Below are 20,387 nucleotides of genomic sequence, written 5' to 3'. Positions count from 1 at the left end.
TGTGAAAGTCTAAGAAACGGTATTTTGCTCAGACTCCACGCGCTCTTTTTGCACAAACACCAAATACGATTCTGAACATTCACATTTTAACCAGTACTCTAACTTTTTCTTTGTTACCTTAGCTCTCTTGCTTCCACAATGAGCACAAGGAGTTCGCATTGAAGTGTTAGTGTCACAACAAAGACACTTTACGAAGTAACCAAACTTCCCATGACATGCTGTAAGCTGCTCAGCCTCACCACACTTTTTACAGCGGATTTTTTTTGAATCAACCTCATTACGAACAAGCATTTCGTTTTCCTGTTCTTTATGTAATGAGCCAGAGTTATCGACTGACCTGTTAGAACAAAGTTCATCCAATAAATATTCAGTTATGCTATGCAACTCTTCTTTAGTAAAAAAAGGTTCTGTTGCTAAAAACGCTTTAAGCTTTCCTTTTTCACCTATTCTCCTAACGGCATCAGCTACAGCTTCGCTTTTAATGATTCTTTCGTTAATGTCAGCAGGTATATTATCTCTGTGCAAAATACACGAGTTAGAAACAACGCATAACGAGTCCCACCGTCGGCCACCAACATTTTGCTGGACACCTAACATTTTCCCCAGGAACTTAGGAGCGTTATCAACAAGAGCTTTCTTCAATAATTGCTGTTGCAACTCAGCTTGTTTGATCGGAGAAGGAATACCTGACCAATAACCTTTATAACTTCTGGACCACTCACCACTCTCGTTAACTTTGACTTCCCCATAGATACTTTTTGATTCAAGTATTAGGAAACCGTATTTATGCAATACTAAGTGATCTATCTGTGCTTTTTCACCATTATACGTGAAGGTAAAATCGTTAAATACGTGAATTTCTTCGCTATCTTTAAACGCTCGACGTAAATAAAAAGCCACATCTCGCTCTTGTTTTTCACCTGCAATGATACGACTATCCTCTGAGTTACTTTCTGCTTTAATAGCCTTTGTTGTAATAATTGGCATATCAACACCTTTTAAATGCGAGTTCTTTATGCAGACTTTCACATGTGAAAGTCCAGCTAGTACGCCCAACTGTCAAAATCTGTATGGGTGAGAATTTCACCGTCTTTGGCCGGACGAACATAAACACTTCCATAACCCCCTTCTGTTCCAATCGCGTAACACGCAATAGAAAATGCAATTTGAGGGTTAGGTACAGTGGCAACTATTTCTTCATTGATTGTTACGACAGAACAATGACCCGTGTACGAATCTGGCAACTCAGAAATTGCGGTTGCTGCATCGAGCGTTTCACTTCCATCCGATATCAGAATGCTCATATTTAGCTACCAAACTGTACTAAAATCCAAAGAAACTACCACCAGCAAGTCCTGACGAATCGCCAACAACAGCAGCATAAATGGCAGCAGCTATTGCCGCAACGATGACAAACTTAACGATGGCAAAGCCAAAAGAGAACAGCCTCCATATTAAAAAGAACCCAATCACAGCAGCAATCCAGCGCCAATCAAAGGGTATATCACCTAAAGAACTATCAAGGGCTCTCTGAACTTCATATAGCCAGCCGTTTATCATATCCATAAGATCAATCTCCAGAGCATCATGCTCTTAGTGTACCGACATGACATTTTTTTAAGAGATGAGAACTTGCCCTTTTTTGGGCAAATTGAGGGACATGACAAAGAGCTACTTAGTAAAAGAGTGATCTGCTTTAGGATGGCAATCCTATTTGTGGTTGGTTGTGTTAAATAATCTACCACAATTCTATTTTGTGGTATCATTGATAACACAATTTACCAAAGGAGCACGACAATGGATATCTGGCATTATCCTCGTACACAGCTTGCTACGTTTATCCTTAACGGGATGGACAAAGGTCTTCTTCAACGAGTTTCAATCTTCGCTCCACGCAAGCGAGGAAAAACTCAATTCATTCAAAAAGATATCATTCCTATGGCTCGTGAACTTGGTGTCTTACCTATCTATGTAGATTTTTGGATGCAAAAAGACGACCCAGAAGGCATCTTCATTAAATCCGTCATTGATGCTTGTGAAAGGAATGAAGGATTTCTACATAAGCTTGGCAAAGCTCTCAACTTCAAAAAGTTAGGTTTTAGTGCAGCTGGTGGCAAAGTTGAAGTAGAGCGTTCTCAGGGAGAACTGAGAGCTGACTTGTTCGCTGTATTTCAACGCTTAAACGAGCTGGATATGCCTGTTTTACTGTTGCTTGACGAAGTTCAACATTTGGCTACTCGCAAAGAATTTGACTCGTTTACGGCAGCTCTACGCAGTTTTGTAGTGAACAGAGAGGATAACAACGTCAAATGCATCTTCACAGGTTCAAGTAGAGAGGGGTTAAGTCGCTTATTCAAAGACAACAAGGCTCCATTCTACAACTCCAGCCAAACCCAGATATTTGAAGAGCTGGATATGGATTTCGTTGAATTCGAGTTGGCCGCATTCAAAAATGTCACTGGTGGTGTCGAACTCGACAAACACAAAGCCCTAGAAATCTTAATCAAACAAAATCGCGCTCCCGCTCGGTTTGTTGAAATGTTAAAGAATATGGCCCTGAACATGGTTCATGACCTAGATATTGGTGTCCATCGTTATGACGTTGATCGTATCGAGTCAGAGGACCACTTTTCAAAAACATACGAACAACTGAAACCTATCGAAGTGGCGATCCTAAAGCTTGTTGCTGCCAATGAGTCAAAAGGTCTTTATACCAAAACAGGACTAGACAAAGTGAAAGCTTTCACTGGCGACCCAGAAACAGACGTTACAAAATGGTCGGTGAAAAATGCAGTCACACGATTGAAGTCGCTTGAGCTAATTTACAGCCCAGAGCGTGGGAAGTTGGAAATTGAGAACCACGACTTTCGTGATTATATTCTTGAAAAATAAGTGCCTTTCGGCATGTTAAGACTATCAGCCCATGCTTCATGCGTGGGTTTTGTTTATGAGTTGTACTTCTATATTCTCAAACCCCATGTCTCTAACCTGATTTACCAGGATATCAAGCCTCCACACTCTCAAGTCACTGGTTCTTCCATGTCTAATTGCATACGCGATTCCTTTACCACTATCAATCCCAACCAAATGAAACTTATTAGGATGCAGTTTAGATTCCTGCGCAATTAGTTTGGTCATTGTTCGAGTCTCCGCGAGACGGCGGAACTCACCTTCTTTTACTTGATGGAAAACGACTCCAGACATACATATCACCATTATATTGACTACATATGCTCATTATGTCGATTTAAAGGGGGAAATCAAAGAGGTTTTATTGCTGGGGCACGATAAGTAATAAGCTGAGGTTCGAAGCAGAAACGCCATCAGCCAGGTCAGTGATGTAATTTTGCACAAACTTTAACTAATTGTCCAAAGTCTCAAACACATCCCCCAGCAATATAGCACAATTAGTTCAACTGACTTTCAGTAACAACTTGATCCCAAGTGTGCAGTACCTTCGACAAATGCTGATGCTTCTTGTTGAACTCAACATCACTCAATACCGCTTTATACGGGGCACTTAGGTCGGAACAATTAATATTAGCCCCTACCAGTTGAAGCGTGTCAGTGAGGGAACCACCACTAGCATCAAGCCCTAAGCGGTCAACGGTTTCACTACTAACAAGCGCTTGTACAACATTGGCAAAGTCGCGTGAGCTTAATTGTTCAATACTAAGCTTTGTCTTACAGCTACTTTCCACTGCGGCCTTGTATTGAATGGTGTATTTCGCGTTAACTGGGGCCATAGAGTGCATCGCCATTAGATACGCATCAACTTCTGTTTTAGGGAAAACATCCGCTTGAGCTGAAAATGCAGTTAACGTCGCTAGCAGTAGTCCAATTTTCTTCATCATTCTTGTTCCTGTTACATTGTTCAAAGTGGCATTATTTACTCGACTGATTTTCAAGCTAAATATTACATTCAGTCAAGCACTTATCACTTTTCGAACATGGGTAGTAATTCCTGAACACTTTTTTCACAAGCGGCTTGTCTACGGCCACTTTCGTAAAAGTAAGCCCATAGACTTTGTGGCATCCCCTCAAGAAACTCGATAGGAAAAGGATTAGGTGTTTTAGCCCAACAGTTTTGCTTCTGGTCAGAATAACCTTGTCGTTGCGCATCTTGCTGAAATAACGTGTATAACGCTTTTAGTTCATCATCATTATAGAAACAATGATAATTACCACCAACTAGTTGGTTGGTCCCTAGTTCTATCCATAGAGGATACCGAGAAGAACTACCGAAACAAATTAACTGATAGTGTGGCTTCGATTGTCTTACCTCATCTTCACAAAGCTCTACTTTGCTGGAGGTAAATGTATCTTTCCCTATTAAAAATGGATTGTATTGATACTGACTAGCCATTTTATCTCCTTGATATTCATATTTGCGCTGGTTTTCCCAGTTCCGGCATCCACCTCGGCAAGTAACTCGCCATCGAGGCCATAAACATAGAGCACACCCACGCCACCAGCTGGCTTAATCCGCTGGTGGTAGTGAAAAAGGTTCATAGAGGTCAGTCAATCCCAGTGAGTTCAATCACTTCAACGCATGTTTAGATGAGCAACTTCAACCTCTATGCAAATCCTCTTCTAACTTTTGCTCCTCATCATCTGTGACTACACCTTTAAAGACATAAGTTGTTTCACGGGGCAATTCTTTTTCTTTGAATAAGAGAGCTTTTATATCGCCTACCTTTGCTACTTTACTTTGGAATTTACTAGGCATCTTCTCAAACTGAATCTCACCTATACCTCCCCTACCAAGGAAAATATTAAATATCGCATATTCCTTGCCATTTCTTTTAAGAGCAAATTTATATCCAGTTACAGGTTCGTCAGGGCATATTTTTATTTCTTTAAGCCATTTTTTTCTAACTGTATCCAGCCCATCAAATATCTGTAGCAACTTCCCACTCTTGGAACGCTCCATCATATCCAGACGTTTAAATTGCTGAATTAGTTTACCTTTATCCTCTTCCGTAATGTGTAGGTAGAAGGCAGTTAATGCCTCTACCTCATAACACCTCAACCACTCACAATCTGAGTAAACGGCTTTTTTTAACGACCTTATGACGTTTGATATTACTGACATCCACAACCTCTCCCTTATTGCCCACGCCACCAGCAGGCTTAACCCGCTGGCGGCGTGTTACAAGCATGAATGTTTGCTATGTGTCACCGTGAACACCGGGATGTCTAATGAATGCAATTAGCGACTGTACCGCTCCTACTGTCCCAGCAAACACCCCCATACCTAAAAATAACCAAAAAACCATCTCGTGCTGAATTTGTCTTTCAAATAAACCAAACCAATTTGTGATGTAATATCCTACTCCCCCAAATGCAGCACCAATAATGGCCCCACCAACTAAAAAGGGGAGAAATACTGTTATCATGAATGCACTAAATCCTTTCATCTTCATCTTCAATTCTCACTTATGGGATATTAGCAATGATGTTGCTTCCGATATTACCAGTGGTGACAAAAAATACCGTTAGCGTTGGAGGTGCATCTTAACGGTGAAACGCATTCGACGAACTCTTTAACCGTTTTTCTAATGACGCTTTATCCCACCATCGGTTAGCCTGCATCTTTGGAATTATTTTTCCTAGCCCAGCAAATGAGTTACCAACCCCTGCTCCTAATCCACCTAATATCATACTGCGCCCTGAGTTAAGCCAAATATCATCACAGCTGCCTGTAACTTTGTTCTTAGCAGCTGTCACACCACCTCCAATTACCCCACTACCCAATGAATTGGCAACGATATTTTTCCCCCAAGACAACCCCTTAGTTAAATTACCAAGACCACCTCCCGCAGCCCCTGTAACGACAGCAGCCCCAAAAGATGCAAAGTCAAACGTCTGTCCTGAATGGTATTGAGCAATCGCATTAAGCGAACCGCCAACGAAAGCCCCAAAAGCAACCCATCCAAACTCGCCTGTAGGATCAATAAACTTCAACGGATTTCCATGCACATACCCATAGGTATCCACTCCATCGAACAGGCCAAGGCGGTCTGATTGTAAGTAACGGCCAAGTGCTGGGTCATAGTAGCGATGCCAGTTGTAGTGAAGCCCAGTCTCTGCGTCAAAATACTGCCCAGGGAAACGTAAGTTGAACTTGATTTGTTCTGTCGTGACAGTCGCTTTGCCGAACGGAGAGTAACTGGCTTTCCATACCGTGGCTCCGGTCTCATCGGTCAATGCTTGCGGCGTACCTAAATGATCGTTATGGACGTGGTAAACGGTGCCATCCACCAGGTAACTATTTAACTTTGGAATTCGTGAAAGATTAGCTGAGACCATCACTTTTCTTGGCTATTTCCTTTCGTCTCTCTCATGTGTCGTTCAATTCCTTTTTTTTGCTTTAAGCAACGAATCGTGCTGCAAACTCCTAAAGCTAGGCATACCCCTCCCCAAACAGCAATCATCATAAAAAGAACAAATATTGATTCAGGATACCCGATCAATCTATACGCACCGTAGGATATGAGTCCCGTCATAACTCCCACTAAAGGGATCAGAATCAGATATATAGAAATCTCTGTTTTGTATGCCATATTTACTCTCCGTTACCTATTGGCATATTCACACCTCCAACCAAACCCCACGCAAACTCACCTGTAGGATCGATCCTTATTAGTGGATTTCCATGCACATACCCATAGGTATCCACTCCATCGAACAAGCCAAGGCGATCAGCCACAGCCAGCACCAGCGTAATCTGCCTTATGTTCCAGCGAAGAACCTCATCACTTCCGGAAGGTAATGTAAGAGGTGGCCACCTTTATCGAAGAACAGAAACCAAATAGAAGCTCCAATACAGAAAATACCTAAAAGAACTAGCTCTATAGATGTGTTTGCATACACTGACACATTGCTATCTTTTTTGAATTTCACAATCTTGTATTTAAATAGTGCAACAAGACCTACATAAAGGCATCTTATCCCTAATGGAATTGCTATAAGCAACCCACCTAAAGTCATGAATGTGTACAAAACAAAGTCAAGCCAATTATTGATTTCCAATTGTTGTTCCCCCAGCAGAACCTATAGCCGAACCATACGATTCGTAGTTAAAACTAACCCTTTTTTTCAAATCCACCCCGATTATGTCTCGTGGTCTCAAAATATTTTTGCCTAATATTCCCCCGCCAAAACCAACTGCTCCACCAAACGAGCCAAGAATTGCACTTCTTCCTACCTGATATAAATCAAGGCTCTTTTGATACCTTTGATCACAACCAGAAGACTTTTCAGTTAACTGAATATACATATTGCCAATAGCGCCTGATGATGCACCAAAAAATACAGCTCTCCTTAGAGTGCTTCCAAACCCTCCAAGTGCCCCCGTAGCACCAGCCACAAGAAGTCGCCCCGCATCAAACGAACCAGTTTGATATTGTCTGTATCCTTCAAAGCCTATGTTAACCATTGCCCCAATAATTTGCGGAACCCATAAACCAGTAGGATCGGTGTAAATAGCAGGATTATTCAATGCATAGGCATAGGTGTTAATCCCACCAGCCAGCCCTATTGGGTCACTGGTGATATATATCCCTGTATTCGGGTCATAGTTGCGATGCCAGTTATAGTGAAGCCCAGTCTCTGCATCAAAATACTGGCCGGGGAAACGCAAGTTGAACTTGATTTGTTCTGTCGTGACAGTCGCTTTGCCGAACGGAGAGTAACTGGCTTTCCATACCGTGGCCCCCGTTTCATCGGTCAATGCTTGCGGCGTACCCAAATGATCGTTATGGACGTGGTAAACGGTGCCATCAACCAGATAAGCCATCAGCTGGCCGTCAAGCCAGACATATTCTCGCTGGGTTTGCCCGGTTCCGGCATCCACCTCGGCCAGTAACTCGCCATCGAGGCCGTAAACATAAAGCACATCCACGCCACCAGCAGGCTTAACCCCGCTGGCGGAGTTGCTTAGACTAAGTAAATATCAGTTTTCAGGTCGAAAGATCCTGATTACTTCTTCAATGCCATTTGCAGCCGCAAGATCGTTCAACATTGCTTCACGCCCAACCCCTGATTCCCAACTTTCCTTTTGCTCATTGATCACTTTTGCTACTACGCTTTTAAACTCTTTCAGTTCCAACTGAGATACCAATGTTGTTTTCAGCTCAGCTTTCAATAGCCTAGAGTTAAACATTAACACCTCTAAAGGCCATCGCCATACAGCGTTTAAAGGCTTGACCCCAACTACCTCGTCTACTTTGTAATGCCTTCCGTTAGAGTCGTATATTTCCATTTGGTTAAAGTACCCACCTTTTAGAGCGGCATTAGTACATTTCCCCAAATGGCTTCCGGTTAGTTCTACGTGAACTGATTTTTTCTTTTTACTGACCAGTAGCACTGGATATGTAAGTTCCACAACCACCCCCTCTTACTGTCCACGCCACCAGCAGGCTTAACCCGCTGGCGGCTTTCTTTAGAAATTATCAAACTAACTTTTTAGAAAATTCATTATCATCCTCAAGCCTGAACACAGCGAATAAATCTTCCAGCGTCTTACATCCCATCACCGCTTTTTTCAACTCGGCTTTGCTGTCATAGAATTGACCCCACACAGAGTACGAACCGCTTTCAGTAGCCAGATTAGCGATCATCTCTACCCAGTCCACAAAATCATTTTCTACTAGGTGAAGAGAACATTTGATGTCTCTAGGCTTCCCCAATAACTGCAAACAAACTCGTTGTATAAAACGAGGGCTAACCTCTTGTACTGAGTCAATTCTCCAGACGCTACCATCTCCTTTGATAAGTAACGATCCAACATAGCGATTTCCTATCTTTTTAGCCGAGGCGGACGCCTTCTCTAGGGCTTCCTCATAGATAGGCAGCATAAAGTTTTCTTTTTTACTCAGTAATATACCTTTATTTTTCACTGCACCCACAACCATTCCCTCCTGCTGCTGTTAACCCTAAGCCTGCTACGGTTTCTCTTGCCCATATTGGAACACCATTAAACCAACCTTTAATTCCGTTATTGTGAATTTTTGTATTGTGATAGATGTTTGTGAATGGTTTTGGATTAAGGTTCCAAGGCTGATTAAATATACGCTCTAATTTTTGATTACCTTCAAAGTGTCTTCTTTCAACAAGCCAATGATGAATATGTTGTCGTGGCGGGATGTCCTTGTTTATGTTTTTCGCGTACCACCTTCTCGTTGCTCCCCATGAATGGGGGTTGCCTTTAGTAGTGACAGCACTTTTGAAGCGATGAACTTTTGCTACCTTCACGGCATTGAACATTCCACCCCCAAGAGCTGCCAATCCAACATCACCCCAGTTAACGCAATCAATTTTCCCACCGTTATCATAAAGCTGATATGCCAAATCTATCCCGGCGAACACCACTCCCCATGCGAACTCACCTGTAGGGTCTATGCTCGACAGCGGATTTCCACGCACATACCCATAGGTATCCATTCCATCGAACAAGCCAAGGCGGTCTGATTGCAGGTAACGCCCCAGAGACGGGTCATAGTACCGATGCCAGTTGTAGTGCAGCCCAGTCTCGGTATCAAAATACTGGCCGGGGAAGCGAAGATTAAAGGTGACTAGCTCTGTCGTGACACTGGCTCGGCCAAATGGCGTGTACTGCGCTTTCCATACTACTTCACCCAGTTCGTCTGTCAGGGCCTGCGGTGTGCCCAGGTGATCATTGTGAACGTGGTAAACGGTGCCATTCACCAGGTAAGCCATCAGCTGGCCGTCAAGCCAGACATATTCTCGCTGGGTTTGCCCGGTTCCGGCATCCACCTCGGCCAGTAACTCGCCATCGAGGCCGTAAACATAAAGCACATCTACGCCACCAGCTGACTTCCTCACTCGTTGATGAGCACTGTTATAGTGATAGATTGATGTTTCGCCATTGACCGTAGCCTCAGTCAATCTATTGAAAGCATCATAGACAAAGACATCCGTTCCTCGGCCAATCGTGTTTCCGTTTGCATCATAGCTGTAGGTGATCGAGCCAATACTTGTTTTGGTTAGACGATTGCTATTGAACACAATGCTGTACGAATCTTTCACGCCGTCGCGGTAGATAGCCGTCCGGTTGCCGTTGTAGTTGTAGGTGTACTCTCGGGTCCCGTAACCACCAGTAGCATCAATCAAGCGGCTCAGCTTGTCGTAATTGAAAGTTTGGCTATAGCCACTATCCATTAAGTCTGTAATTGAATCGACATTGCTATTGGCCGTATAGAGATAACTGCGGTGCATTGCACCAGCAACCTGTACAGACTCCAATTGATAGTTCATGTCGTACTGGCGCTCTTCCCAAAGCCCATTTCCATGAGTCAGATCAGTTACAGGCCCAAAAGGTTTCCGTACCAAGTCAGAGACTAATGTTCTGCTGTTAACACCATTATTCAATGTAATGCCAATGACCTCTCCAGCTACATTGCGCTGATAAACCGCTTTGCGGCCACTCGGGTACTCGATACTCGCCAACTGCCCTGCACCATCATAGGTGTAATTGGTTAACAAGGTGCGGCCATCCACAATTAGTTCTTGGCTGGCTATCTCACCACTGGCTGTGTAACTGTATTTTGATACGCCAGAAGCGTCTGTAATGGAAGTAAGCTGCCCTACCCCATACAGCGCTTCTGGCTCATCGTAGCGGAATGTCACACTAGCATTAGGTTGACCATCCACAGTGATTGAAGAAAGGCGATTAAGCGCGTCGTAGTGATAAGTGAAAACCTGACCGTTGGCATCTGTTTTACCGATCAGGTTTCCAGCCTTGTCATAAGTGTAATGAGCCGTGCCTGTGTCTGGGCTTTGTACTGAGAGAACATCGCCATATCCGTTGTATGAATAGTAAGTTCTCCGCCCTCTTGGATCAGTGACTCTCGTTACTAAGGCATTATCGTTATACTGCATTGCAGTGGCGCGGTTAACAGGGTCAATTGATTGGAGCAGGTTGCTAAAACCATCATAGCGGTAGGCATAAGCATTTCCAGAAGGGTCAACTTTGCCCGTTAGGTTGGCTGTCTTGTCATAGGAATAGGTATAAACATTTCCCGTTCCATTTGTTGTTGATGAAAGCCAACCATTCAAAGTGTAACTATGCAGTTGCTTCCAGTGAGCAATGCCACTGTTATCTTTCAGCTCAACTTGCTCAATATTTCCTAGTGAATCTCGATTGATACTTTGTCGATTTCCATTTGCATCAATCACGGCCATCAGCTGCTGAGCAGCATCGTACTCATAAGTGAAAGTGCTATTGGTTGGTAAGGTGATAGATACCAAGAGTCCTGATTCATCGTAAGAGTACAATGTAGTTCCATCTGGACCAGTAGAAGAAATCATTTGACCTAACGTGTTGTAGTTAAGCGAGTAGCTTACTCCATTGGCATCTGTGACGCTCTGAGCCCTTCCATGAGCATCGTAATTGTCAAATGACACTACGTGCCCAAGAGAGTTGATAACTCGGCTTAGGTTGGCTTGAGCGTCGTATTCAAAGCGCGTTACATCATCAACATCCACCCGTGGACCATCCACTGATTTCAGTTGTCCAGGAACACCAAGAGAGTCTGGATAATATTCAAATGCCCACTGCCTGACATCTGAGTTGGTTCGGTCAATCAATTTAAGCGTTAACAGCCGCTGGCGGTCGTCATAGGTAAATTCTTGGACCAAGTATGACGATGTAATTTTGGTTGGTTTTGGGAACTCTGAATGCCATTGTGTTGTGATCGTATCACCAGTCGAGCTTGTCCTCGAAATTTCAAGTCCTCTTTGGTCATATTGGTAAGAGAATGATTGGCCTTCTTCATTGATAATTGACTTCAACTCACCGTTGGTATCGTAGCCAAACGACTTCGTACCACCAGCAAAGCCAGTACATGCAGCACCCTGTATACTGTCAGGCTTTAGTTTTCCGTTATAACGACTAAACAGATAATGTTGTTCGTGACCTAGAGCATTCGTTACCGTAACTGAACCATCAGGGTTGTATGTAACACTTGTCCTATCAACACCACTGCTATGTTCGCTCAGAACAGCGCGACCCGAAGGATCATGAGACCACGTAGCAAATCTGCTTCCCTTTTCATCCGTAAGGCCAGTCAAAAGGCTTGGGTTTAAACTGTCTTCATAGTGGTAACGTCGCTGATTGGCATCCGGTTTATGCACTGCAACTAACAATTCATTCGAATAATCGTAAGAGAAGGTTTGTCCAGCAGGGTCGATCATCTTTATGATCTTCCCTTGATCGTAACTAAACCTTAAAGTCCGGCCAAAACTGTCAGAAACAGAGTCTAACTTACCGTTGGTATAATTCAGATCCAGCTCATTTCCCGATGGATGAACAATACGTATCAACTGACCATTACTATCATATAGTTCGACAACACCATCAGCCCTCTGATATCTCCAACCAGAATCTTTGTATAACCGATCATCACTTTTCCATGTTGGCATCCAAACCGCATTTGTCCGGTAGAATGCTAACTCTTTCCCATCTGGCCGATGCAAGACAACCATATTCTCTCCGTGACTTTCTTTGTCAAAAATCACTTTGTTTGAATAGTTGTGGCTCCATCCAATACCAACATCGCTTTGTTTACCACTCAAAGCTAACTGGCTGTTGTAATGTCGTGTGAATACAAGAGGCTCCATACCAGCGCTTACATAATCGGTTTCTTGCTGATATTTATTACCAGTAGCTAGGTTGATAGGGTTTCCAACGCACAGTTCTGTCTCTGGTTTACCAAGATCTCTATTGAGAAGTGGAGAATCAGTCATCTCCCCAGGAATTATGAATTTTGTCAGTGTAGTTCCAGAGAGAGCTCCAAAGTAACAAGTGTCAGGGTCATAACTACCTGGAGCATCACTACGATGCATACATAGCCATGAGATTAGTCTTCCATCACTATACGTTTCACTCGGGTATAGCTTTTCACTCACATAGCTGTGTGTGCTTGCGAGCTCGTTAATTCTATAGTCCCTTAAAAATTCATGCGCTTGCTCTGGGAGATCAAATCTCATTGCATCAATTTCTGAACTACCACTGGCATTGATACGCCACTGAGCAGAAACAGCACTAGGAACTATAAGTGCTAACAAACAAGCTCTTGCGATTAAGTTAGTATGAAAATGATCCACTGGTTTCTAAAGTCCATTAATTACTTTCTACACGGACTCTATTATCAACTTAATCAAAGAGATTAACTTCATGCTTAACTGCCCTATACGGGCGCATACAGACATGAAACAATGGCTAATATGGAAGCGGGTTTTAATTGAATCGCTCGACTTTGTTTTACTGCTCATAGCAGTGAAACGAAGTTGAGTGATCAGCGAAGCCGCATCAGCGGTGAACGCTACTGATCATATATAGATCCATAGGATCATAAGATCATGCAGCGTGTTAGGTAGCTTAATATCAGGAAATTTCCTAACTTTAAGCTTTGTTTCTGTAAGCTAAAGCTTAATATTAGGAAATTGAAGCTTAATATTAGGAAGTTCATCTCTATCACATAGCTTAATATTAGGAAACACACCTATATCTAAGCTTAAAATGAGGAAACGCCTTAATCCGTATATATAGCTTAATTTTAGGAAAAAGGCGTTAAGCAATAGCTTAATTTAAGGAATTGGATTACTTGGAGGACTTACCAGTACGAAGTTCGGAGAGCTCTGATGCCATGCCACCACCAAATGGGCCATGACTGGTTTGTTGGGCCAAGCGCTTCGATTCCTCAGATAGAAGGGAGTCATCTCTGTGTATCAATCCTGGCTCTTCTGAAAGACGCGATAACCGTCTTTTAACTGGTTTATCTGCTCCTGGCTTTTTCTCATTATCACTATCACCGTCTAATTGATCATTTCTAAGTTGGATAACGACTTCTTGATCAACGTGCAATAGTGAATTGTTACTCCAGTGCAGCCTTATCGGTTTTCTCCACTGCTGGTCAAAAGGCACATAGTTAGCTTTGATATGACGCAAACGAGTCTCTTGTACCGTTCCATCTTTCTTGTCTATCAACTGATCTAAATACAGATGAAGTTTTGACTTTGAGAGAGTGGAAGATAAACCAGAGCCAGAGACGCTGTTGATTATCTCCTTTCCTCTGCTCACATCTTTTGTCGGATGGTGAACAACAAGAACCGCGACATTCGCTTCATTGGCAAGCCTCTCCAAAGCAATTCTGATGTAATAGTCATCATCTACTACGTCAGCTGAGCCAATTGCATCACGCAATGTATCTATAACTACCAAGTCGTACCCTTTGGCCGTGGCAATAAGTTTTTCCAGTGCACTGGATGCTTCTTCCCACTCTTTAGTATGTTTAGATGAGCCTGAACTACAAATTGGATCAGAATGCTTGTATATCCCAATGCTCGATTTTAATCGGTCTTTGATGCTGGTGGAGAACTCAGTCAAATGTGCTTTGATACGCGGAAGTGTTCCGGGCAAGGAATCTTCGATCGGCCATATCAAAGTTCTAAGCACTTTGTTTTCCTCATCCCGTACACCAATTAATGGGTACTCTGGCAAAGCCATCTCATAAGCTATTGATAAAGACAAATAGCTCTTACCAGAATCAGGTGGAGCGATCAGAAATCCGACACTGCCTCGAAACAAACCTTTCAAAATCTGTTCTTTGTTGGAATTGGCTAAACTTTCATTAATGTCTTCTTCGCTTAGAGCGATAACATCCTCATTGTGGAGTGTTGTTGTCATGTCGTTACCTCTTCTTTCTCTTCATCGCCCAGGTACAACAGCATAATATCTTGCTTACCATCGTCACGTACTTTCTCTTGGAGTAGCAATCGGAAATCTCGCAATAACACATCCTTTTTCAAAATGACTTCGGCCATAGTGTTATTGATATGGCGACTCAGATGCTGTTTAGACACTCTAACCTTGTTGGCATAGTAATCTTTAATAAGGTGACTCAGATACTTACCATGTACATATTCACGCTTATGAGCATCAATATATTTACAGAAGTCAGTAACAGCATGTTTGCCCGTTAGCTGCGGGTAGACTTTTAAAAAACGTTTCCGGCTAATAGCTCCCTCTTGTCGCAAAGACGCAGTGAAAGTCTTATGCACTCCAACTATGAAGTGAGTGATCGTATCTGCCCTGATAGATCCTTTATTTTTAATCCCATCCAGAACCAGCAATGGAATGTAGTTGCTGTCCACCAGCTTCATTCGCGTGTGGTAGTGAGGTAGCGTTTCACCATCCTTCTCGTAATCCAAGACCAGTAACATTTGTGATAGCCTTTGAAGTCTTGTCATTACTGTGTTCTTGTTGGCCTTTTGATTTTTCAGGTTCAAGAACTCAAACAGTGTTGTGAAGTCACAAAGGAAGTAGTCGTATACCCCACTAAACATTTTTGTATCGAGAAGGTTGTGGTATTGGTGTGACAACTTATCCAGTTCGACATTAATCTGCGCGAGCTCAATAGCCTGGCGAAGCGTTAAGCCAGATAGGTCTACGTACATCCCCCCTACACTAACGATCCCTTCCAGTAGATGTCTGTCATCGGCCAAGCAGACAGCACTGTATACGTCGATTCTAACGGCATCGAATTCACGTTTATTAGTCCCCTTCTTCCAGTATGGCTTTGACAAGCTGGTGGATAGAAGAGGCTTTTGTGCCAGTAGCTGTTGCTCAAGTTCAGCCTTGTTACCACTGATCCTTGTAATTAAGTCTCGCGGAATTCTACCTGGCAAAAAGATGCAATCCATTAACGTAGTAGTCGATGGCCTGCTGCCAAATGCCTCGTTGACTATCTCAGCAGGGAAATACCCTTCTAAATTGTCTGTGTTACTACTCATTTTTTAATACCGTAATGTTTTTTTGAAGCATACCACATACCTTAAAAAGAGGAAAACAAGCCAAATAGATGTGATTTATACCTTAAAAAAGGACAATAGAACGCTTTACATTTCACGTTATAGCTTAATTTTAGGAAATGTTCGACCATACCTTAATTTTAGGAAAAGCCAGATCACGCTCTTAGGCATTGCTACATAAGACTTTCACATGTGAAAGTGGGCTAAGCGTGTTTCTGGGTCACGGTTGCATTTTTTAATTCCATGATATTATGGAAGTGTAAGTTGAATTGAATGAGGGCTTGACGGTGATGCCGAGATAGCTTTCCAGAGTCAATTAAGGAGACGAAAAATGAGACACATACTTAACCTAGTTGCTTTAGCAGTGATTCTTCTTGGCGTTGCTATGATTGAAACTAACGATAATCAATGGGGTTTGGCTGTAATCAGCGTAGCGGTTGTTTTCTGGTTGATGCCTCTGCTTAGGCTTGTTCATAAAAATGCAGTAGTAATGGTCGTCTTTTGGTCTGGCGTAGCTTACTTTTCATGGCAGGTTGCCGTAGTTGCTCTTTTGGCGTTTGTTGTTTTTTCGGCCACAGCTTCAATCAAGCGCGTTCCAAATACTCCTGCTATTAAAAAGCAACGGTTTATAGTTAATCCTTCTTCTGGTCTGGTGATGAAGAACAAACACTTTGATATCGCTGGCAATGGATTTGCCATTCTCTAGGAGCCATCCTTGCCTCCTAGAGCCCTTAGCAATCTACTTCCACTGAGCCGAGATTGGCAATCTCAATTCTCGTATGACTTTTCCCGTTTGCACTAACAGCTGATATGAGTATATGAGCTGACAATTCAGCTGACTCGTCCATAGTTAAGCCTTGCTCAATACAACTCTGAATGAACATTTCCGCAAGCTCTTTCTTTTTAGGGTCCATTCTATTTGTTCTCCGTGATAGTAATTGCCATAGTTAGATGCTGATTTTCGCTCTCTGGCGCACCTTTTTTAAAAGGAATGATATAGCCGGATTCTGGAAAACCTTCGGCTACCGTGTAAACAGTATCGCTCCCCTCTTCTGTTGGCTTTTGGGCAAATAAAGCTAAAGCTTGCCCTTGATGCTCTTCGTTTAGTAGCCAGAAGGATTGGTTTTCATGTGTGTGTAGCTCTCCATTTGGATGACGCACAAGATATTGTTCAGAGCCATATGCGTCACGCTTCTCTCGTACTTGAACGATATAACCAACAGCATGGTCGAAATCATACTCACTACACATATGTACGACAGGCCCTTTGCTGAACCTGTCGAACATCCTGGTTATTGCACCAACGGCTTAGTCCTGCTTTATCACATTGCTCTGGCATTCTTGCTATCCCAGATTTTTTTGATGTTGCAGAGTATTGAAACGCAACTTGCTTTTAACCAAGCAAAATGTGGCACCTAAGATGGTGCTTGCGGCTAAATAAGCAACGGAGATAAGCGTGATGCGATCCCAATCTAAAGGTGAAGTAGAACCAGTAAAATGGGTTACAGCAGCAAACTCCAGAGCCAGGACTAAAATACAAAGCATGGATACAACCAGTGTGCTTGGTGTGTTTGAAGGTTTGTTCATAATGTACTCTCCAGTAATCACGAGTTTATTTAACACTTCGACCGACACAGGCCAAAGCAGGATTCATCCAAAAGCCAGCAAACGAGCTAAACAACTCAGCTTGTGTTCGCACGTACTCTAAAATTAAGTCACATGCAACCCAACGTCGCCCCGCTCTCTCCGCTGCCAGTCCGGTTTTATTGCTACCAGAAAAGAGATCAACCACCAGCTCATCTTCATTGGTTAGGAACTCAATAGCGAATGATGGAATGTCTGTAGGAAACATTGCAGGGTGTGGTGGTAAACCCAATTCCTTGGCTATCTTCCTTACTGCTGATGTATCAGCACAACGATGACCTCGTTGGATTATGTTTTTAGGGATCTTGCCTTGCGTTTTATTGGAAAAGGCATTCCCTCTTAATCGGTAAGCACCATCACCGTAAGTAGCGATACGACTATCGCCCCCTTGTTCGAGTAATTTCTTATGTTGCTCAGTGTGCTCTACCAAAACTCTTCGGTTATCAGAGCGAACTCGGTCTGGATCGTTCGTAAACCAGTAAACAGGTTCCCACGCGGAACAAAGCTGCATACGGTTAACGCAAGCCCATTGGGTTGGAGCTGGTGGCTTGGATGTGTTTATCCAGGGCCAACGGTCCATTAATGAAAGCCCTAATCGATCATTTAGAGCTAAGACCATACGTTCAAGGTAAGTTGAACGCGAAGGGCGTTTACTTTCAAAAATGTCGTTACTCACGTTGAGTACCACAGAACCCCCTGGCACCAAGTTTTCTACAATTGGTTCCAAAGACTCGGTGATAAAGTCCACCCATGCCTGTTCACTAACATTCCCATACCCGCGCTCGATTTTTAAAGGATACGGAGGGGATGTCACACAAAGGTGGATCGGTTCTCCAAGCTCTGTGAATACCTTTTTGCTATTTCCCCAAATAGCGATGCCTAGATTTGTTGAATATGCGACAAGCTTTACTTCGCCCATTGCTTCATGAAGCCCTTTTTTATTTTTGTTTGCCAGCTTCTATACGCCACGCTCACCGTCCACTTTTTGGATGATATTCATGGACTTTAATGTTTGCTGAAACCAACGAATTTTTCTTTTGATAGGGCTGTGTTGTGCCTTGGCTTTGCCGATTTCGGCTTTAGTATTGATTTCAGCCTCTGATAGCCCGGCTATACTTGCTACCTTCGCATATAGCTCGGCATTGGTCATTGGACCATCAGCTTGTGCATAAGCTTCTTCCACATGGAAAAGCTCCAGCTGCCCCTGCATGTTTGGTTTCATTTATGCTCCAGACCAATATTAATAATTCATAGAATCATTTTATAGTTCTTTAAATGAAATGGCAATATCTAAATCCTGTAGAGATGTCGGTATATCTCTTCGATGGAATTGAACTAATTGGATAATGGGAGCTCTTTAAAGTGATTCATTGTTGAGTTTATGGCGACTTAGCTAGGGTAACGTTTTGTAAAATATGAGATTCCTGCCAACTTATGCCACAGACTTTCACATGTGAAAGTGCGAGTTGGATCTTCTTTATCTATAATGAGATCCTTGCGATGTTCTGACAGAACATTTTATGTTCATTGATAAGATCTACTATATTAACTATTACTTATCGTGAACCTTTGAAAGCAACTTATTTATTGGGTAAATATTAGTGTTTAAATTAAATACACTGCACGAAGCTGTGCCTGGCGTGGATCTAGATAGCCTGCCAGACATTAAAGCAGTAATAGGCCAAGCAGAACCGCTTGAAGCAAGTATGATGACGGTAATTGCATATCGTGAAATGCATAACGCCAACATTTTGAACCTTAGTGAGCGAGAGCGATTTTTTTTGAGTATGTCTTTGATGAAATGCTTTGTGGAGAAAGGGCTTCTATCGTCAGGTGATATGATGAAGTACCGACTTTCACATGTGAAAGTCGGCTGAGGATTTAGTGGATTTGTGTCGGTTGCTGGCACATTGGACAAACGTTACCGCGATAGTTAGGCAATACCAAAACTCTACTTGCCACGTTAACTAAGATTTTGTAGAGCAACATTCTCGCCGTTACCAAACCAACTGCAAAACACCCACCGTAACCAACAACTCTATTTTGAGCAGCTTTTAAGTACTCTTGCCCTATGAGTTCTTCTGCGTTCTCGTAGTTTGTAAGTTCGGTCATAGTTGTTAGATAGACACCTCTAATCTCTTGGGCAAGGAATGCCGCAACACAAAAGATAATGATGGTACACAGTATTCTTACATGGGTTAAGCGGGATATCCCCGCTTTAAACTCATAGTAGATATTGAATACAAGGGAGAACATAAGAGCAAAAAGTAGTGGCTCTGGAAGCGTCAGCTGGTGGAGGTATATCCGGATCAGGCTGATATAGACAAAAATACCAAATACATTCAAAGCCAATGTGCTTACATCCCTACCCAGTTGGTTGTTAATGGATAGTTTCACTTTTTACGTCTCCATTCCCAAGGTGGCATTCTTTCTGCCTCCGGCAATGCCCATAAGCCTACACCATTCTGTTTTGCCTCTTGCTCGTAAGAAAACAGTTCAGTGCTTTTTGCATACCGCCTGTATACCCATGCGTTACCCGTTTTTACCAGTTGTCCGTTTACCCACAAATCATCGACGTAGATATGACCAACAATGCGGCCATAACGATCAACGTCGGTTTGTTCTACACGAACGACTTTCCCACCCACTATAGAAAGAAGGGCTTGTTTTGCTTTCTTTCCCCAGGGTTGTTTCGACTCGGGTGTGTCGATTTCTGCAAGTCTAATACGGTGTTCTTTTTTACCATCGGTACACTGATAGGTGCCAGTGCATGAGGCATCTGTGAGGACTTTTATAGTGTCACCATCGCTGACTCGTACCACCTTCCCATAAAAGGTTTCAGCCATAATTGGTGCATTAAAAACGAAGTAGAGAAGGGTGGTAGTTAGAATTTTTTTAAGCATGAT

The 20,387-nt window shown here is 42.8% G+C and carries 26 protein-coding genes; 3 read left to right on the top strand and 23 right to left on the bottom strand.

Features of this window, described 5'->3' with window-relative positions:
- Positions 1 to 9: 9 nt before the first annotated feature.
- Genes R7R24_RS20165 through R7R24_RS20155 form a run of 3 tightly spaced genes read right to left on the bottom strand, consistent with a single transcriptional unit; the run spans position 10 to position 1,566 of the window.
- Positions 10 to 987: a nuclease-related domain-containing protein gene (locus tag R7R24_RS20165; RefSeq protein ID WP_032073006.1), complete on the bottom strand. Its 978-nt coding sequence runs from the start codon at positions 985 to 987 to the stop codon at positions 10 to 12.
- 56 nt (positions 988 to 1,043) lie between these two features.
- The gene (locus R7R24_RS20160; RefSeq protein ID WP_014386658.1) at positions 1,044 to 1,304 is read right to left on the bottom strand and encodes a hypothetical protein; all 261 of its coding nucleotides are present in this window, start codon (positions 1,302 to 1,304) and stop codon (positions 1,044 to 1,046) included.
- 19 nt (positions 1,305 to 1,323) lie between these two features.
- Positions 1,324 to 1,566 (bottom strand): hypothetical protein, encoded by a 243-nt coding sequence (locus R7R24_RS20155; protein ID WP_014386657.1) that lies wholly within the window; start codon positions 1,564 to 1,566, stop codon positions 1,324 to 1,326.
- Between the two features lie 231 nt (positions 1,567 to 1,797).
- On the opposite strand from R7R24_RS20155, the gene R7R24_RS20150 reads away from it, so the two are divergent.
- Entirely contained in the window at positions 1,798 to 2,892 is a 1,095-nt protein-coding gene (locus tag R7R24_RS20150) for a hypothetical protein (RefSeq protein ID WP_014386656.1), read from the top strand.
- 36 nt (positions 2,893 to 2,928) lie between these two features.
- On the opposite strand, the gene R7R24_RS20145 is transcribed toward R7R24_RS20150, so the two are convergent.
- The 14 genes from R7R24_RS20145 to R7R24_RS20080 all read right to left on the bottom strand — a co-directional run bounded on the left by R7R24_RS20145 (position 2,929) and on the right by R7R24_RS20080 (position 15,819).
- Positions 2,929 to 3,204, bottom strand: coding sequence for a hypothetical protein (locus tag R7R24_RS20145; RefSeq protein ID WP_014386655.1), 276 nt, complete (start codon positions 3,202 to 3,204; stop codon positions 2,929 to 2,931).
- Positions 3,205 to 3,407: 203 nt separating this feature from the next.
- A complete protein-coding gene (locus R7R24_RS20140; protein ID WP_014386654.1) occupies positions 3,408 to 3,854 on the bottom strand; it encodes a hypothetical protein in 447 nt (148 codons plus the stop codon).
- A gap of 83 nt (positions 3,855 to 3,937) precedes the next feature.
- Entirely contained in the window at positions 3,938 to 4,366 is a 429-nt protein-coding gene (locus R7R24_RS20135; RefSeq protein ID WP_014386653.1) for a hypothetical protein, read from the bottom strand.
- Between the two features lie 204 nt (positions 4,367 to 4,570).
- Positions 4,571 to 5,095: a hypothetical protein gene (locus R7R24_RS20130; protein ID WP_101905910.1), complete on the bottom strand. Its 525-nt coding sequence runs from the start codon at positions 5,093 to 5,095 to the stop codon at positions 4,571 to 4,573.
- A 76-nt stretch (positions 5,096 to 5,171) separates the two neighbouring features.
- Positions 5,172 to 5,426: a hypothetical protein gene (locus tag R7R24_RS20125; RefSeq protein WP_041154783.1), complete on the bottom strand. Its 255-nt coding sequence runs from the start codon at positions 5,424 to 5,426 to the stop codon at positions 5,172 to 5,174.
- A gap of 91 nt (positions 5,427 to 5,517) precedes the next feature.
- Positions 5,518 to 6,312 carry an RHS repeat-associated core domain-containing protein gene (locus R7R24_RS20120; protein WP_032073003.1) on the bottom strand — a complete coding sequence of 265 codons (795 nt, stop codon included), beginning with the start codon at positions 6,310 to 6,312 and terminating at the stop codon, positions 5,518 to 5,520.
- The gene (locus R7R24_RS20115; RefSeq protein WP_101905909.1) at positions 6,312 to 6,566 is read right to left on the bottom strand and encodes a hypothetical protein; all 255 of its coding nucleotides are present in this window, start codon (positions 6,564 to 6,566) and stop codon (positions 6,312 to 6,314) included. The genes R7R24_RS20120 and R7R24_RS20115 overlap by 1 nt, the downstream gene beginning before the upstream one ends.
- Positions 6,567 to 6,568: 2 nt before the next feature.
- Complete coding sequence (locus R7R24_RS20110) at positions 6,569 to 6,712, bottom strand: hypothetical protein (protein ID WP_206949614.1); 144 nt, start codon at positions 6,710 to 6,712, stop codon at positions 6,569 to 6,571.
- Between the two features lie 309 nt (positions 6,713 to 7,021).
- Positions 7,022 to 7,906 carry an RHS repeat-associated core domain-containing protein gene (locus tag R7R24_RS20105; RefSeq protein ID WP_014386647.1) on the bottom strand — a complete coding sequence of 295 codons (885 nt, stop codon included), beginning with the start codon at positions 7,904 to 7,906 and terminating at the stop codon, positions 7,022 to 7,024.
- 51 nt (positions 7,907 to 7,957) lie between these two features.
- The gene (locus R7R24_RS20100) at positions 7,958 to 8,389 is read right to left on the bottom strand and encodes a hypothetical protein (protein ID WP_101905908.1); all 432 of its coding nucleotides are present in this window, start codon (positions 8,387 to 8,389) and stop codon (positions 7,958 to 7,960) included.
- 67 nt (positions 8,390 to 8,456) lie between these two features.
- The gene (locus R7R24_RS20095) at positions 8,457 to 8,912 is read right to left on the bottom strand and encodes a hypothetical protein (RefSeq protein WP_133305458.1); all 456 of its coding nucleotides are present in this window, start codon (positions 8,910 to 8,912) and stop codon (positions 8,457 to 8,459) included.
- Positions 8,893 to 13,092, bottom strand: a complete 4,200-nt coding sequence (locus R7R24_RS20090) for an RHS repeat-associated core domain-containing protein (protein ID WP_014386644.1) — start codon at positions 13,090 to 13,092, stop codon at positions 8,893 to 8,895. Before R7R24_RS20090 ends, R7R24_RS20095 begins: the two co-directional genes overlap by 20 nt.
- Before the next feature lie 535 nt (positions 13,093 to 13,627).
- The gene (locus R7R24_RS20085) at positions 13,628 to 14,713 is read right to left on the bottom strand and encodes an AAA family ATPase (protein ID WP_046224244.1); all 1,086 of its coding nucleotides are present in this window, start codon (positions 14,711 to 14,713) and stop codon (positions 13,628 to 13,630) included.
- Entirely contained in the window at positions 14,710 to 15,819 is a 1,110-nt protein-coding gene (locus R7R24_RS20080) for a hypothetical protein (RefSeq protein WP_046224245.1), read from the bottom strand. The genes R7R24_RS20085 and R7R24_RS20080 overlap by 4 nt, the downstream gene beginning before the upstream one ends.
- A 349-nt stretch (positions 15,820 to 16,168) precedes the next feature.
- Between R7R24_RS20080 and R7R24_RS20075 the strand changes: the two genes are divergently transcribed.
- Positions 16,169 to 16,543, top strand: coding sequence for a hypothetical protein (locus R7R24_RS20075; protein WP_052715035.1), 375 nt, complete (start codon positions 16,169 to 16,171; stop codon positions 16,541 to 16,543).
- 209 nt (positions 16,544 to 16,752) lie between these two features.
- On the opposite strand, the gene R7R24_RS20070 is transcribed toward R7R24_RS20075, so the two are convergent.
- The 4 genes from R7R24_RS20070 to R7R24_RS20055 are packed head-to-tail and all read right to left on the bottom strand — an operon-like array spanning position 16,753 to position 18,703.
- Positions 16,753 to 17,124 carry a hypothetical protein gene (locus tag R7R24_RS20070; protein ID WP_180827199.1) on the bottom strand — a complete coding sequence of 124 codons (372 nt, stop codon included), beginning with the start codon at positions 17,122 to 17,124 and terminating at the stop codon, positions 16,753 to 16,755.
- Between the two features lie 57 nt (positions 17,125 to 17,181).
- Positions 17,182 to 17,424 carry a hypothetical protein gene (locus tag R7R24_RS20065; protein WP_014386860.1) on the bottom strand — a complete coding sequence of 81 codons (243 nt, stop codon included), beginning with the start codon at positions 17,422 to 17,424 and terminating at the stop codon, positions 17,182 to 17,184.
- Positions 17,425 to 17,449: 25 nt separating this feature from the next.
- The gene (locus R7R24_RS20060; RefSeq protein WP_046224247.1) at positions 17,450 to 18,400 is read right to left on the bottom strand and encodes a DNA-methyltransferase; all 951 of its coding nucleotides are present in this window, start codon (positions 18,398 to 18,400) and stop codon (positions 17,450 to 17,452) included.
- A 39-nt stretch (positions 18,401 to 18,439) separates the two neighbouring features.
- Positions 18,440 to 18,703, bottom strand: coding sequence for a hypothetical protein (locus tag R7R24_RS20055; protein WP_226977602.1), 264 nt, complete (start codon positions 18,701 to 18,703; stop codon positions 18,440 to 18,442).
- Between the two features lie 379 nt (positions 18,704 to 19,082).
- Here R7R24_RS20055 and R7R24_RS20050 point away from each other — a divergent pair, with 379 nt between their 5' ends.
- Entirely contained in the window at positions 19,083 to 19,358 is a 276-nt protein-coding gene (locus tag R7R24_RS20050) for a hypothetical protein (RefSeq protein WP_032073047.1), read from the top strand.
- A gap of 4 nt (positions 19,359 to 19,362) precedes the next feature.
- Here R7R24_RS20050 and R7R24_RS20045 read toward each other — a convergent pair whose 3' ends face one another.
- Positions 19,363 to 19,878 (bottom strand): hypothetical protein, encoded by a 516-nt coding sequence (locus R7R24_RS20045; protein WP_032073046.1) that lies wholly within the window; start codon positions 19,876 to 19,878, stop codon positions 19,363 to 19,365.
- Positions 19,875 to 20,327, bottom strand: coding sequence for a thermonuclease family protein (locus R7R24_RS20040; protein WP_228209261.1), 453 nt, complete (start codon positions 20,325 to 20,327; stop codon positions 19,875 to 19,877). Before R7R24_RS20040 ends, R7R24_RS20045 begins: the two co-directional genes overlap by 4 nt.
- Between the last annotated feature and the right edge of the window lie 60 nt (positions 20,328 to 20,387).

The sequence above is a fragment of the Vibrio sp. 704 genome, from assembly GCF_033339295.1.
Note: the sequence above shows the minus strand (reverse complement) of the source record. Positions and strands in the feature narration are given on the sequence as shown.

Coding starts and splice junctions, on each gene's coding strand:
- R7R24_RS20155 (WP_014386657.1), bottom strand. CDS start 1,566: ATGGATATGATAAACGGCTGGCTATATGAAGTTCAGAGAGCCCTTGAT.
- R7R24_RS20150 (WP_014386656.1), top strand. CDS start 1,798: ATGGATATCTGGCATTATCCTCGTACACAGCTTGCTACGTTTATCCTT.
- R7R24_RS20145 (WP_014386655.1), bottom strand. CDS start 3,204: ATGTCTGGAGTCGTTTTCCATCAAGTAAAAGAAGGTGAGTTCCGCCGT.
- R7R24_RS20125 (WP_041154783.1), bottom strand. CDS start 5,426: ATGAAGATGAAAGGATTTAGTGCATTCATGATAACAGTATTTCTCCCC.
- R7R24_RS20115 (WP_101905909.1), bottom strand. CDS start 6,566: ATGGCATACAAAACAGAGATTTCTATATATCTGATTCTGATCCCTTTA.
- R7R24_RS20060 (WP_046224247.1), bottom strand. CDS start 18,400: ATGGGCGAAGTAAAGCTTGTCGCATATTCAACAAATCTAGGCATCGCT.
- R7R24_RS20140 (WP_014386654.1), bottom strand. CDS start 3,854: ATGATGAAGAAAATTGGACTACTGCTAGCGACGTTAACTGCATTTTCA.
- R7R24_RS20135 (WP_014386653.1), bottom strand. CDS start 4,366: ATGGCTAGTCAGTATCAATACAATCCATTTTTAATAGGGAAAGATACA.
- R7R24_RS20160 (WP_014386658.1), bottom strand. CDS start 1,304: ATGAGCATTCTGATATCGGATGGAAGTGAAACGCTCGATGCAGCAACC.
- R7R24_RS20070 (WP_180827199.1), bottom strand. CDS start 17,124: ATGTTCGACAGGTTCAGCAAAGGGCCTGTCGTACATATGTGTAGTGAG.
- R7R24_RS20120 (WP_032073003.1), bottom strand. CDS start 6,312: ATGGTCTCAGCTAATCTTTCACGAATTCCAAAGTTAAATAGTTACCTG.
- R7R24_RS20075 (WP_052715035.1), top strand. CDS start 16,169: ATGAGACACATACTTAACCTAGTTGCTTTAGCAGTGATTCTTCTTGGC.
- R7R24_RS20055 (WP_226977602.1), bottom strand. CDS start 18,703: ATGAAACCAAACATGCAGGGGCAGCTGGAGCTTTTCCATGTGGAAGAA.
- R7R24_RS20080 (WP_046224245.1), bottom strand. CDS start 15,819: ATGAGTAGTAACACAGACAATTTAGAAGGGTATTTCCCTGCTGAGATA.
- R7R24_RS20085 (WP_046224244.1), bottom strand. CDS start 14,713: ATGACAACAACACTCCACAATGAGGATGTTATCGCTCTAAGCGAAGAA.
- R7R24_RS20040 (WP_228209261.1), bottom strand. CDS start 20,327: ATGGCTGAAACCTTTTATGGGAAGGTGGTACGAGTCAGCGATGGTGAC.
- R7R24_RS20130 (WP_101905910.1), bottom strand. CDS start 5,095: ATGTCAGTAATATCAAACGTCATAAGGTCGTTAAAAAAAGCCGTTTAC.
- R7R24_RS20065 (WP_014386860.1), bottom strand. CDS start 17,424: ATGAACAAACCTTCAAACACACCAAGCACACTGGTTGTATCCATGCTT.
- R7R24_RS20165 (WP_032073006.1), bottom strand. CDS start 987: ATGCCAATTATTACAACAAAGGCTATTAAAGCAGAAAGTAACTCAGAG.